At 72.2% G+C, this 13,792-nt stretch carries 9 protein-coding genes; 2 read left to right on the forward strand and 7 right to left on the reverse strand.

Translation table 11 applies throughout. The annotated features are described in order from the left end of the window. Positions 1–13: 13 nt before the first annotated feature. From ACH442_RS07455 to dxs, 5 genes are all read right to left on the reverse strand, one after another. The gene (locus tag ACH442_RS07455; RefSeq protein ID WP_396337105.1) at positions 14–676 is read right to left on the reverse strand and encodes a response regulator transcription factor; all 663 of its coding nucleotides are present in this window, start codon (positions 674–676) and stop codon (positions 14–16) included. A 47-nt stretch (positions 677–723) separates the two neighbouring features. Continuing rightward, on the reverse strand, positions 724–2,013 hold the full coding sequence (locus ACH442_RS07460; RefSeq protein WP_396337106.1) for a hypothetical protein: 1,290 nt from the start codon (positions 2,011–2,013) through the stop codon (positions 724–726). Between the two features lie 10 nt (positions 2,014–2,023). Beyond that, entirely contained in the window at positions 2,024–3,370 is a 1,347-nt protein-coding gene (locus ACH442_RS07465; protein WP_396337107.1) for a PQQ-binding-like beta-propeller repeat protein, read from the reverse strand. Between the two features lie 23 nt (positions 3,371–3,393). After that, positions 3,394–4,719 carry a PQQ-binding-like beta-propeller repeat protein gene (locus ACH442_RS07470; protein WP_396337108.1) on the reverse strand — a complete coding sequence of 442 codons (1,326 nt, stop codon included), beginning with the start codon at positions 4,717–4,719 and terminating at the stop codon, positions 3,394–3,396. 162 nt (positions 4,720–4,881) lie between these two features. Further along, positions 4,882–6,810 (reverse strand): 1-deoxy-D-xylulose-5-phosphate synthase, encoded by a 1,929-nt coding sequence (gene dxs, locus ACH442_RS07475; RefSeq protein WP_396337109.1) that lies wholly within the window; start codon positions 6,808–6,810, stop codon positions 4,882–4,884. 147 nt (positions 6,811–6,957) lie between these two features. Between dxs and ACH442_RS07480 the strand changes: the two genes are divergently transcribed. Both ACH442_RS07480 and ACH442_RS07485 read left to right on the forward strand, forming a co-directional pair. Beyond that, complete coding sequence (locus ACH442_RS07480) at positions 6,958–8,358, forward strand: cation:dicarboxylate symporter family transporter (protein WP_396337110.1); 1,401 nt, start codon at positions 6,958–6,960, stop codon at positions 8,356–8,358. Positions 8,359–8,817: 459 nt separating this feature from the next. Then, positions 8,818–9,687, forward strand: coding sequence for a bifunctional 5,10-methylenetetrahydrofolate dehydrogenase/5,10-methenyltetrahydrofolate cyclohydrolase (locus ACH442_RS07485; RefSeq protein ID WP_396337111.1), 870 nt, complete (start codon positions 8,818–8,820; stop codon positions 9,685–9,687). Positions 9,688–10,274: 587 nt separating this feature from the next. On the opposite strand, the gene ACH442_RS07490 is transcribed toward ACH442_RS07485, so the two are convergent. Both ACH442_RS07490 and ACH442_RS07495 read right to left on the reverse strand, forming a co-directional pair. Continuing rightward, complete coding sequence (locus tag ACH442_RS07490) at positions 10,275–11,555, reverse strand: class I SAM-dependent RNA methyltransferase (protein ID WP_396337588.1); 1,281 nt, start codon at positions 11,553–11,555, stop codon at positions 10,275–10,277. Positions 11,556–11,731: 176 nt separating this feature from the next. Next, positions 11,732–13,777, reverse strand: coding sequence for an APC family permease (locus tag ACH442_RS07495; RefSeq protein ID WP_396337112.1), 2,046 nt, complete (start codon positions 13,775–13,777; stop codon positions 11,732–11,734). Between the last annotated feature and the right edge of the window lie 15 nt (positions 13,778–13,792).

Raw genomic sequence — 13,792 nt, forward strand, 5'->3', positions numbered from 1 at the left:
CCCTGGTAGACGGTCAACTCTCCACGACCCGGTAGCCCGCGCCGACGACCGTCTCGATCAGCGGCGGATCCCCGAGCTTCTTCCGCAGGGTCATCACGGTCACCCGGACCGTGGTGGTGAACGGGTCGGTGTTCGCGTCCCAGACGCGCTCCAGCAGTTCCTCGCTCGACACCACCGCGCCGCTCGCCTTCAGCAGCACCTCCAGGACGCCGAACTCCTTGTTCGTCAGGTCGACCGGTGACTCGCCGCGGGTCACCGCGCGGCGGCCCGGGTCGAGCACCAGGTTCCCGACGCTGAAGACCGGCGGGGCGGGCGGGGTGGCGCGCCGGCCCAGCGCCTGCACGCGGGCCACCAGCTCGTCGAAGGCGAACGGTTTCGGCAGGTAGTCGTCGGCGCCCAGCTGCAGGCCCTCGACCCGGTCGGCGACCGAGGCGCTGGCGGTCAGCATCAGGACCCGGGTCAGTGCGCCGGAGTCGACCAGCGCGGCGCAGATCTCGTCGCCGTGCATGCCGGGCAGGTCACGGTCGAGCACGACCACGTCGTACCGCGTGACGTAGGCCATCTCATGACCTTCGAGGCCGTCGTACGCCACGTCGACCGCCATCCCGTGCCGACGCAGCCCCCGGGCGATCGCGTCGGCCATCGTCCGCTCGTCCTCCACCACCAGCACGCGCATCGCAGACCTCCGTACCACCGCCCGGCCCCGGCGGCCGTAGCTGAAGGCTACCGAAGCCGCCAAACCCCGACGCCGGCGTCGATCTTGCGGCAGACCAGGGATTCGCGCTCGGCCAGGCACTCGTCGGTGATGCCCTCGGCCGCCACGAGCGGGCGGACCCGCATCCGGACCGGATCCAGCGCGCCGAACCAGACCCGGTCGCCGTCCTTGTGCCGGACGAGGAGCGTCCCCGGGTCCCCGGCGGCCAGCTGCCAGCCGTCGATCTGGCCGGCGGCACGGCCGGTCACCGGGTCGGAACGGCGCAGCCGGGGACGGGTGGCGCCCGGATCGAACGCGAACACGTAACCGGCGACCCACATCGAGTAGGCCGCGTTCTCCACCGCCCAGACCTTCGTCAGCGTCCGGGTGTCCAGCCCGGTCAGGCCACCGCCCAGGGCGTACGCGCAGATCAGCTCCCCGCAGTCGTAGGCGCTCAGGTAGCCGCTGAGACTCGTGGCGGTGTGCACCGACGGGACCAGCCCGGAAGCGGTGTCGTAGATCGTCGCGCCGGTCGCGTCGCTGCTCACCAGGAGCCGTCGGTCGAGCGGCCACAGCGCGGACGTGACCGGCAACTCCCCGGGCAGCGCCACCTCGGTCACCACGGCGCCGTCGCGGGTGTCGTACGCGGTCAACCGCCCGGCCCGGAGCAGGAACAGCCGCCGCGGGTCGCCGTTCCAGGTGTCCGGGGTCGCCCGCTCGCCGGACGCCTTCCGGACGGTCCACCGGGTCGCACCGGTCGTCAGGTCCACCCCGCTCCACTCGACCGGCGTGTTCACGTCGTCCCCGATGTAGCCGTCCGAGCCGAACACCGCCGGCCCGCCGGGCGCGACCCCGACCAGGACCCCGTCCTGCCGCCAGAGCGGCTCGGCGGTGCCGGGCCGGATCGCGATGATGCTCCGCGCGGCGCCGGTGAAGCTGCGCTGCTCGACCAGCATCAGCGTGTCCGAGACCGGCCGGACGTCGATGATCTCCCCGGTGACGGTCACCGCCTGCTGGAACAGCGGCCGCACGTCCGGGAGCGAGTAGGCCCGGATGAGCCGCTGTTTCTCCGGGTCACCGACCGGTCGCCCGGCGTCGACGACGAAGAGCCGGTTCTCCCGGACCAGCACCCGGCTGTCGATCGAGGCCGGCACGGTCACCGGCGGCGCCGGCCGCGGCACCGGCACCGCCCCGCCGAGCAGCGCCGGCAGCGCCACCGCGACGAGCGCGAACGGGAGCCGGCGATGACGCCGCGGAGGCGGCGGGACCGCCACCGGCTCGCCGGGCACCACACCGAGGTCTATCAATCCCTCTGACACAACCAACAAATTAGATGCGGTACGCCCAGATGCGTAGCCCGCCGGACGACCGGCAAACCAGGTACCGACCGTCCGACTCGCAGTCCCCCAACCCGGTGGCGACCACGCCGAGCCGGTGGATCTCGGCGTGCCCGGGCACCACCGCCGCGAACGCCTGGCCGCCCTTGTCCCGGCGGCGCAGCACCAGCGGCTCGTCGGCCGCCCCGGCCACGCCCTGGGTCCAGCCGCTCAGATCGACCCGGGTCGCCCCGGTGTGCGGGTCGGTCAGCCGCACCGGCTCGCCGGACGCCGCGTCGGTCTCCAGCACATACCCGGCCCGGACGGCCAGGTCGACGTCCTCCTGGACACGCCAGCGGGCCTTCCCGGTGCCCGGGTCGAGCACCCGCAGGTCACCGTGCTCGCCGTCGCAGAGCACGCCCTGGCAGTCGACCGGGTCGGCGACCAGCTCCGGCACGGTGCGCGACCACAGCTGCCGCAGCGTGCGGGCGTCGAAGGCGACCTGCCGGCCCGGGTTCTGGTAGCTGATCAGCGCGACGCCGCCGAGCAGCGAACCGCTGGCCGGGCCGTGCCCGTCGAACTGCGGCAGCTCCACCTCCCGCAGCGGTCTCCCGGTGTCGCCACCGACCAGGGTGAGCCGCGCGGAGGAGGTGATCAGCACGGCCGGGTCGTCGCCGGGCACCTGGTCGACGGTGACCGAACCGCCCGGGGCGACGGTCCACAGCGTCCGCCCGTCGCTCAGGTCCAGCCCGCGGACGTCGGTGCGCAGCGGCGGCTCGGTGTGCGGCTCGCCGGTGGCCGAGAAGTAGAGCGGGCCCGGGTCGCCGGACTCCTGGTCGTAGACCGTGCCGGGGCGGAACACCCGGTCGACGCTGACGCCGATGCCGCTGCCCGGCAGCACCGTCACCGCGATCGGCGAGGACCAGCGGACCTGCCCGGTGGCCGCGTCGACCGCGGTGGTCGCGACCCCGGCGGTCAGCAGCGTCACGTCACCGGCACGCCGGATCGTCACCGACGCGGCCGGGACCACCCCGTTCTGCGTGCCGACCGGCAGCCGGGTCGTCCACAGCCGGGCCGGCGGCGACTCCGGGCTCCACGCGGTGACGGCCGGTTCCGTCCCGCCGGTGTCGACCGTGTAGATCTGCCCGCCGGCCAGCTCGACCGGCGTGTCCGCGCTGAGGGTGGAGCTGATCGCGCCGAGGTAGTGCCAGCGGATGCCGGCCTCGGGCGCCGCGCCGCCGAGGACCGCGAGCAGGACCAGGGCGAGCCCCAGACCGGTGCGACGGTAGGCGGAGATCGGGGGACGCGAGGCCGGCGGCGGGTCGAGCGAGGCGTCGCGGTCCAGCTCGATCAACGTCACACGACACCCTTCCCGGTACGCGGTCAGCCCACGCCCGCCGCCTCGTCGTAGGCCCACACCACCAGCTCACCGGTCGTCGACCGGCAGACCAGCCGCCCCGGCGCGGCCTCGCAGTCCCCGGTGCCGGCGGGCAGCACGGCGATCGGGCGCAGCCGGCCGGACTCCTGGTCGGCGACGGCGACCATGGTACGCGCGCCGGGCGGCACCTCCCGGGTGACCAGCAGCTCGCCGGAACTGTTCGCCCCGGCCAGCGGGAGCCACCCGCGCAGCCCGACCAGCACCCGGCCGGTGGCGCTGTCGACCAGGCCGACCGGCCGGCTGATGTCGGTGTCCGGGTAGGCCAGCAGCGCCGAGCCGCGCTCGGTGACGGACTGCCAGCCCGGGCGTTGCCAGCGCAGGTCCCCGGTCGCCGGCTCGACCGCGTGCACGCCGTCCTGCCCGAGGAAGCAGGCGAGCACGCCACAGGGACGGACCTCGAACGTGCCGTCGGCGGGCTTGGTCCACAACTCACGAAGGGTGGCCGGGTCGTAGGCGGAGACCTCCATGCCGGACGGCCCCGGATGCCGCAGCAGCACCACCCCGCCGCTCACCACCGGGTTCTCCGGGCCGTAGTTGGCGGCCGGCAGATCCCGGACGTTCATCTCGCGCCCGTCGGTCAGGTCGAAGAGGCGGGCGGTCCGGTCGTCGCGGACCATCAGCATCCGCGCGCCATTGCCGGCCGGCCCGGGCACACCCAGCACCACCGCGGTCGACGGCACCCGGACCTGCCAGCGGGGCACCCCGTTCGCCGGGTCGAGCACCTCGATCAGGCCCTGGACCCGGCGGTTCGTGCCGGAGAGGCTGCGCGTCCCCGTCACGGCGAGCAGAACGTCGCTGCCGGCGATCGTGATCACGCTGCGCGGGTTGTCCCACACCCGGGCGCCGGTCGCCGTCGAGATCGCGGTGGTGCCGTCCGCGGCGCCGCTCGTCGTCCACGGCTGCATCAGCACCAGGCCGTGGCCGGTGCGCAGCCGGTAGACCGGGGTGGACCGGCCGGCCTGCCAGCGCAGGGCCCCACTGCCCAGGTCGTACGCGGTGATCTGGCCGTTGGTCTGGGTCAGCAGCCGCCCGGTCGCGGTGATCAGGTACGGATCGGCCGGACCGAGCGGGATCCGCAGGAGCGAGGTGAACGGCGGACGCACCGGAGCCGCCGACGCCGACGAGCTGATCAACAGCAGGACGGCGAGCAGCACCGGCGTGAACCAACGCGGCACGGTGGACCGCCAGGAGCGGTCATAACCGCCCTCCAGCGCACCGTGACCGCTCCCGAGGTCGATGACGACGGGCTCGGCGAACGCTTCCGCACCCATCCACCAAATTTAACGGTTGAATAACGGAAACGCTCGGGTCAGATTGGCGGCTGCTTCCCCACCGCGGCGCCGGCGTCCGGACAGAACGCTCAGTTCAGAACGCTCAGTTCAGATCGTCGGCTGCTTCCGCAGCCGCGCCGGCGCCCGGACAGAACGCTCGGGTCAGAGTGCCGGCTGCTCCTCCACGGCGTCGCCGGCGTCCAGGCGGGACACCCACTCGGTCACGTCGCGCGCGATGTCCTGCGCGGTCAGGCCGAGCGAGGTGAGGATCTCGGCGCGGGTGCCGTGCGGGTGGAAGCCGGCCGGCACCCCGAAGTCGCGCAGCGGCACGTGCACCCCGGCGTCGCGCAGCGCGGCGGCCACCGCGTCACCGACCCCACCGGCGCGGATGCCGTCCTCGACCGTCACCACCAGGCGGTGCTCGGCGGCGAGGGCGGTCAGCTCGGCCGGGACCGGGCGGACCCAGCGCGGGTCGGCGACGGTCACGCCGTAACCCTGCTCGGCCAGCCGCTCGGCCGTCTCCAGGCCCAGACCGGCGAACGAGCCGACCGCGACCAGCAGAATGTCCTTCTTCTCACCCTCACGCAGCACGTCGACCGGGCCGACCCGGCGCACGGCCGGAGTGTCCGGGGCCACCGCGCCGCTCGGGAAGCGCAGGATCGTCGGGCCGTCGCCGACCGCGATCGCCTCACGCAGCTCCTCGCGCAGGGTGGCCTCATCTCGCGGCGCGGCGATCCGCAGGCCGGGGACGGCGCCGAAGACGCTCATGTCCCAGATGCCGTAGTGGCTCGGGCCGTCCGGACCGGTGATGCCGGCCCGGTCCAGCACGAACGTGACCGGCAGCTTGTGCATCGCCACGTCCAGCAGGACCTGGTCGAAAGCGCGGTTCAGGAACGTGGCGTAGACGGCGACGACCGGGTGCAGGCCGCCCATCGCCAGGCCGGCGGCGCTGGTCGCGGCGTGCTGCTCGGCGATGCCCACGTCGTACGTCCGCTCGGGATACTTCTTCGCGAGAGCGGCGATGCCGGTCGGCTCGGCCATCGCGGCCGTGATGCCCACCACGTCGGGGCGCTCGTCGGCGATGCTGACCAGCTCGTCGGCGAAGACCTTGGTCCACTTCAGCGACGGCGCGGCCAGCAGCTTGCCGGTCTCCACGTCGAAGGCGCTGCCCGGGCCGTGCAGACAATCCGCCTCGTCCTGCTCGGCCGGACGGTAGCCGTAGCCCTTGCGGGTGACCGCGTGCACGATGACCGGCGCGTTGAAGCCCTTCGCCCGGCGCAGCGCGGACTCCATCGCCTGCTGGTCGTGGCCGTCGACCGGCCCGATGTACTTCAGGCCGAGATCCTCGAACATCGGCTGCGGGCTGACCGCGTCCTTGATGCCGCGCTTGACCGCGTGCAACACCTCGAAGACCGGCTTGCCGACCACCGGGGTCTGGCCCAGCGCGTCCTTCACCAGGTCGAGCACCTTCTCGTAGCCCGGGTTGAGCCGCAGCGTGGAGAGGTGGTCGGCCAGGCCGCCGATCGTCGGCGCGTAGGACCGGCCGTTGTCGTTGACCACGATGACCAGCTTGTTCTTCGTGGCGGCGATGTTGTTGAGCGCCTCCCAGCACATCCCACCGGTCAGCGCGCCGTCACCGACCACGGCCACCACGTGCCGATCCTCACCACGCAGGGTGAACGCCTTGGCCAGGCCGTCGGCGTAGGAGAGGGCGGTGGAGGCGTGCGAGTTCTCGATGAGGTCGTGCTCACTCTCGGCCTGGCTCGGGTAACCGGTCAGGCCACCGCGCCGGCGCAGCAGGTCGAAGCCCTCCTGGCGGCCGGTGACGATCTTGTGCACATACGCCTGGTGGCCGGTGTCGAAGAGGATCTTGTCGCGTGGTGAGTCGAAGACCCGGTGCAGGGCGAGGGTCATCTCGACGACCCCCAGGTTGGGGCCGAGGTGGCCGCCGGTCTTCGACACCTTGGTCACCAGGAAGTCACGGATCTCGGCCGCGAGCAGGGTCAGCTGCTCCGCGGTCAGTCGCTTCAGATCACCCGGGGTGGTGATGGTCGTCAGCAGGCCGGCCGGGGTCGAGGGGGAGTCGCTCATGAGGCACGAGTCTATCGGGGTGACGCGCGACCGCGCCTGGAGCGAACGGTCAGGCCGCGATCCTCCACAGCACCTCCACATTCCCCGACCGGGGGAGGTCGGCGATTGTCCTGTGATTCAGGTCACCACCAAGGGTAACGTCGATGCATGTCTGTCGATGCCGAGGCCCCGCGGCGCCGGGACCGTAGCCACTTCCTCTACCTCGCCGTGCTCGTCGCGATGGCCCTCGGGATCGCCGTCGGCTTCGCCTTCCCGGACTTCGCGGTCGAACTGAAGCCGCTCGGCACCGGATTCGTGAACCTGATCCGGATGATGATCGCCCCGGTGATCTTCTGCACTCTCGTGCTCGGCGTCGGCTCGATCCGGCGCGCCGCCCAGGTCGGCCGGGTCGGCGGCCTGGCGCTCGGCTACTTCCTGATCATGTCGACCGTGGCGCTGGCGATCGGGCTGGTGGTCGGCAACATCCTGCACCCCGGCTCCGGGCTGCACCTGAGCCAGGAACTGGCCAAGACCGGCACGGCCCAGGTCAGCAAGACCGCCGAGGGCGGCGTCGACTTCGTGCTCGGGATCATCCCGGACACGCTGATCTCCGCGCTGACCAGCACGCAGGTGCTGCAGACGCTGCTGGTGGCGCTGCTGGTCGGTTTCGCCGTGCAGTCGCTGGGCGACCGCGGCGAGCCGGTGATCGCCGCGGTCGCACTGGCCCAGCGGGTGGTCTTCAAGATCCTCGCGATGATCATGTGGCTGGCCCCGGTCGGCGCGTTCGGGGCGATGGCCGCACTGGTCGGCGCGACCGGCTTCGACGCGCTCAAGAGCCTCGCCGCGATCATGGTCGGGTTCTACCTCACCTGTGCGATCTTCGTGTTCGTGGTGCTCGGGCTGCTGCTCCGCCTGGCCGCCGGGGTGTCGATCTTCCGGCTGCTGCGGTACCTGGCCCGCGAGTTCCTGCTGATCCTGTCCACCTCGTCGTCCGAGTCGGCGCTGCCCCGGCTGATCGCCAAGATGGGCCACCTCGGCGTGCGCCGGCCGGTCGTCGGCATCGTCGTCCCCACCGGGTACTCGTTCAACCTGGACGGCACCGCGATCTACCTGACCATGGCGTCACTGTTCATCGCCGACGCGCTGGACCAGCCGCTCTCCGTCGGCCAGCAGATCGGGCTGCTGCTCTTCATGATCGTGGCGTCCAAGGGCGCGGCCGGCGTCACCGGCGCCGGGCTGGCCACGCTCGCCGGCGGCCTGCAGAGCCACCGGCCCGACCTGGTCCCCGGCGTCGGCCTGATCGTCGGCATCGACCGGCTGATGTCCGAGGCTCGGGCCCTGACCAACTTCGCCGGGAACGCGGTCGCGACCGTCCTGGTCGGCACGTGGACCCGGGAGATCGACCGGGAACAGGCGGAGCGGGTGCTCTCCGGCCGGGCCCCGTTCGACGAGTCCAGTTTCGACGACGACCCCCACGGCGCCCACCCCACCGAACCGGCCACCCCTGCGGGGGCAGGAACGCCGGCCACGTCCTTCGGCCCGATCCCGAGGCCCACCGAGCCCTCCTGACTCAGGGCCGGCCTACTCCCCCGCGCCGCGTAGCCGACCGACCCTCCCGGCCAGGAGCGACCGCTCCCCGCGCCGGGCGACGTGCGAGGCCCGACGTGGCGCCGGCCGCCGGGCGGCTCGCCGGGGCGGCCGCGACGGGAGCGGGGCGGTGGACGGGTTCTCGGGTGGAGCGGGACCACCCACGGAGGCCGCCCTTGTGGGTTTCGCGTTCCGGGCCGGCCACGGCCCTGCGAAACCCGCAAGGGTCCCCGCGGGAGCGGCGGACCTCGGCCACAGCGGACGCAGGACATCAGGCTCTTGAATTTGATCTTGATGGGTCCTGACCCCGATGCCTCGGCGGCCGGTCGCGTCGGGCATCCTGGAGGGCAAGCAGCGACTGGCGGCTCGGGGATGGTCGAACCATCGGGGAGCTCGTTCACGGGAGTCGACCGCCTGGGCTCCCGGCCGAGGAGCAAAGATATGACCAGCGAGAACACCGCCCGCCTCCTGCCCGGCGCGCCTGTCGCCGAGGCCGTTCTGGCCGACGTCCGCGAGCGGGTCGCCAAGCTGAAGGCCCGGGGTGTGCAGCCGAGCCTGGCCACGATCCTGGTCGGGGACGACGACGCCAGCGCCGGATATATCCGGATCAAGCAGAAGCAGGCCGCCGAGCTGGGCTTCGAGTCGCCGCACGAGCACCTGAGCGGCACCGTCACCCAGGCCGACCTGTTGAAGGTGATCGCCGGCTTCAACGACGACCGGAACGTGCACGGCGTCCTCATTCAGTACCCGATCCCGGCCCACCTGGACTACGACGCGGCGCTGCAGACCCTCGACCCGGACAAGGATGTCGACGGGATGCACCCGCTCAACATGGGTCGCCTCGCCGTCGGGCTGCCCGGCCCGCTGCCCTGCACCCCGGCCGGCATCGAGGCGCTCCTCGCCCACCACGGCATCGAGATCTCCGGCCGAGAGGTGGTCATTCTCGGTCGCGGGGCCACGCTGGGCCGGCCACTCGCGATGCTGCTGGCGCAGAAACGGCCGACCGCGAACGCGGCCGTGACCGTCGTGCACACCGGGGTGAAGGACTGGCCGCGGTACACGTCTCGGGCCGAGATCCTGATCGCGGCGGCCGGCGTGCCCGGCATCATCCAGCCGGAGCACGTGAAGCCGGGCGCCACGGTCATCGGCGCGGGGGTCCGCTACGAGGGCCGCCGCCTGCTGCCGGACGTGGACGAGTCGTGCGCCTCGGTCGCCGGGGCGATCACGCCACGGGTCGGCGGGGTCGGTCCGACGACGGTGGCGATGCTGTTCCGGAACGCGGTGGTCGCGGCGGAGCGCGCCAACCCCTGAGCGGGTGACGGCTCGTGCGGTGTCAGCCGCGCGAGCCCCGTCAGGCGGCGTGCCGGTAGGTGGGACGGGTGAGATAACCCGCGTCGCCGCCCTGGTAGCACGTCGCCTCGTCGACCGGGGCCAGCGGTGCCCCGAGGCGCAGCCCTCCACCAGGTCCGGGTTCGCGATGTACGCCCGTCCGAAACTGATCAGGTCGGCCCCGAGCCCGAGCCACTCCTGGGCCTCGCTCAGCCCGGTCTGCTCCGGCCCCATCGGCAGCACCGGGTTCATGATCAGTGCACCGGGCCAGGCGCGGCGTCTCGATGCACATCGAGGACTTGATCCGTACGCGGGATGCCCTCGACCACTTCATGAAGGTCGCCGCGGAGCACCGCGAACGCCGCTGGGTTCTGACTCGCGGATCACGTGGGAGCGAGGCGAGGTCCCGGTGGTGGCCGGCCCCATACAACACCGGTACGCGACCTCTGCCCGGACGTCGCCGAGCGCCGGCTGGGCCACGCCGCAGCTCCGCATGAACCGCAGGGCAGAACCCAGGCCCGGTTTCGCGATTCGGCCGAGTGCGAGGCGCGGTCGAATCACGAAAGCGGCTATGCCGGAAGCAGCAGTGCCACGCACTCCACGTGCTGCGTCATCGGGAAGCAGTCGAACGCCCGCAACTGCGCCAGCTCCCACCCCAGCGACCGGAACGTCTTCACGTCCCGCGCCAGCGCCGCCGGGTCGCACGCCACGTAGGCCACCGCCCGCGGCGACGCCGCCACGATGCCGCGGACCACGCGGGCGCCGGCCCCGGCCCGGGGCGGGTCGAGCACGATCAGATCGACCGGCGCGGTGATCCGGCGGCGGCTCAGCGCGGTCTCGACCGCGGCCTGCACCACTTCGACGTGCGGCAGGTCGGCCAGATTGGCCCGGGCCGCGGCGACCCCGAGCGGCGAGGACTCGACGATCGTCGTCCGCGCGCCGGTGATCTCGGCGACAGCGGCCGCGAACAGGCCCGCCCCGCCGTAGAGATCCCACGAGACCTCGCCCTCGGCCGGCCGCAGCATCTCCAGCACCGCGGCGGTCAGCGTGGCCGCGGCCTCCGGGTGCACCTGCCAGAAGCTTTCCGGTGACGTCTCCCACCGGCGGTCGCCGACCACCTCGGTGAGCCGGGCCGGGCCGGAGAGCGCAACGAGCTTGCCCCCGCCCGGCTCGTCGGTGGGATCGCCGCCGGCCGAGCCCGACGTCCCGGCCGGGCGCTCGAACGCGGCCACGTCACCGTTCCCGGAGGCGACGGCCTGGAGGGCCGCCGACTCCGGCCAGGTCCGCGACAGCAGGTCGAGCTCCTGGACGGCGGGGTGGGCGATCAGGCATCGATCGATCGGGACGACCTGGTGCGACCGGTGCTGGAGCAGGCCGGGGCGGCCGAGCGCGTCGACGGCGTACCGCACCCGGGTCCGCCAGTTCAGGAGGCCGCCGGGGAGGGGCTCGACGCGTACGAAAATCTTGTCCTGATCTTCGGGGGTGAGCCCGGCCAGCCGGGCGAGCTGTTCCCGGACCACCTGCGTCTTCCACCGCAACTGCGCGTCGGCGTGGACGTGTTGCAGGTCGCAGCCACCGCAGCCGCCCGGATGGGCGTAGCGGCAGGGCGCCTCGACCCGGTCCGGCGAGGCCTCGTGGATCTCGATCGCGTCGGCCCGCAGGTAGCCGCGGTGCCGCTCGGTGATCTCCGCGGTGACGCGTTCGCCGGGCACCGCGTGCCGCACGAAGACGACCCGGCCGTGCGGGCCGCCGAACCGGGCGACGCAGTGGCCGCCGTGCGCGGGCGCGCCGACGGTCAGCTCGATCCGGTCGCCCTCGACGAGATCCTCCGCCGGGGAGCCGGCCGGAATTTCCGGATCAAAAGCCTGCTTGGGTACGGCGGAGCCGGCGACCGTGGCAGCCGCATCCGAGTCGGCCCCGCGCTCGTCAGCGCCGGCCCCGCGCTCGTCAGTGCCGGCCCCGCGCTCGTCAGTGCCGGCCCCGCGCGCGTCGGTGTGACCCCCCGAAGGGGAGAAATCAGCGGATGTCACGAATCCTCGTCACCATTCTGATCAGGAGCGGTCCTCGCCTCGACCGGGTGGAACCGCGGCCCCCGAGCCGGCGCCCGGCTCAGTCCCCGGTCCAGCCGGTCGAGGTCCCGGTCCTGACTGGACCGCAGCTGCCACGGCACGCTGGTGACCATCACCCCGGGCTCGAAGAGCAGTCGCCCCTTGATCCGCAGCGCGCTCTGGTTGTGCAGCAGATTCTCCCACCAGCGACCCACCACGTACTCCGGGACGAAGACCGTCACCACGTCACGCGGCGAGGCCCGGCGCACGCTCTTGACGTAGTCGATGATCGGCTTGCTGATCTCCCGGTACGGCGAGTCGATGACGGTCAGCGGCACCGGTAGTTCGCGCCGCTCCCACTCGCCCTGGATCGCGCGGGTGTCCTTGTCGTCGACGTTCACGGTGACCGCGGTGATCGTGTCCGGCCGGGTCGCCTGGGCGTAGGCCACGGCCCGCAGCGTCGGCTGGTGCACCTTGCTGACCAGGATCACCGCGTGGTTGCGGGACGGCAGCACCGGACGTTCCTCGGTCGGCAGCAGTTCCTCGGAGACCCGGGTGTAGTGCTTGTGGATGGCGAGCATCAGGCCGTAGATCACGATCATCGCGGCGATCGCGATCCACGCGCCGAGCAGGAACTTGGTGATCAGCACGACGATCAGGACCGCGCCGGTCAGACCCATGCCGAACGCGTTGATGACCCGCGAACGGATCATCCGGCGCCGGCGTTCCGGATCCCGCTGGATCTTGAGGAGCCGGTTCCAGTGCCGGATCATGCCGCCCTGCGACAGGGTGAACGACACGAAGACGCCCACGATGTAGAGCTGGATCAGCCGGGTCGTCTCGGCCTGGAACGCGACGATCAGCACGATCGCGGCGCCGGCCAGGAAGACGATGCCGTTGCTGAACGCCAGCCGGTCGCCGCGGGTGTGGAACTGGCGCGGCAGGTAACGGTCCTGCGCGAGGATCGAGCCGAGCACCGGGAATCCGTTGAACGCGGTGTTCGCGGCCAGGAACAGGATCAGCGCGGTGATCCCGCCGACCAGCACGACCAGCCACGAGCCGTGGCCGAAGACGGTCTCGGCGAGCTGGGCGGTCACGGTCTTCTGCTCGTACGCCGCGGGGCCGGAGATGATCTGCGTGGCCGGGTCCTCGACGTACTGCAGGTGGGTGAGCCGGGCCAGCGAGACGATGCCGAACAGCATGACGATCGCGATACCGCCGAGCAGCAGCAGCGTGGTCGCCGCGTTCTTGCTCTTCGGCGGCTTGAACGCGGGCACGCCGTTGGAGATGGCCTCGACCCCGGTCAGCGCCGCGCAGCCGGAGGAGAACGTCCGCAACAGCAGGAACACGAAGGCGAAGCTGGTGAGGTGGCTCTCCTCGGCCGTGATCGTCAGCCCGGCGCTGGGCGCCCGCAGATCGTTGCCGAGCACGAAGACCCGGAACAGCCCGGTCAGGATCATCCCGACCATGACGAAGATGAAAAGGTACGTCGGCACGGCGAACGCGGTCCCCGACTCGCGCAGCCCGCGCAGGTTGAGCGCGGTCAGCAGCAGCACCGCCCCGACCGCGATCTCCACCTTGTGGGTGCCGATCGAGTCCCACGGGAGCACCGAGGCGAGGTTGCTGACCCCCGACGAGATCGACACCGCGACCGTGAGGATGTAGTCGACGAGCAGCGCGCTGGCCACGCCGAGACCGGCCCGGGGGCCGATGTTGACGGTGGCCACCTCGTAGTCGCCACCGCCGGAGGGGTAGGCGTGCACGTTCTGCCGGTAGCTGGCGACCACGGTCACCATCACCACCGCGACCGCGAGCGTCACCCAGGGAGAGATCGCGAAGGCGCTGGCCCCGGCGATCGAGAGGGTCAGCAGGATCTCGTCCGGCGCGTAGGCCACGCTGGAGAGAGCGTCGCTCGCGAACACCGGCAGGGCGATCCGCTTCGGCAGCAGCGTGTGCTGCAGCTTGTCCGAACGGAACGGCCGGCCGAGGAGCAGCCGCTTGGCTAGGGAGGTGGTACTTGCCACGGTTGCCAAGGGTAC

The organism is Actinoplanes sp. NPDC020271 (assembly GCF_044388125.1).
Taxonomy (GTDB): Bacteria; Actinomycetota; Actinomycetes; order Mycobacteriales; family Micromonosporaceae; genus Actinoplanes.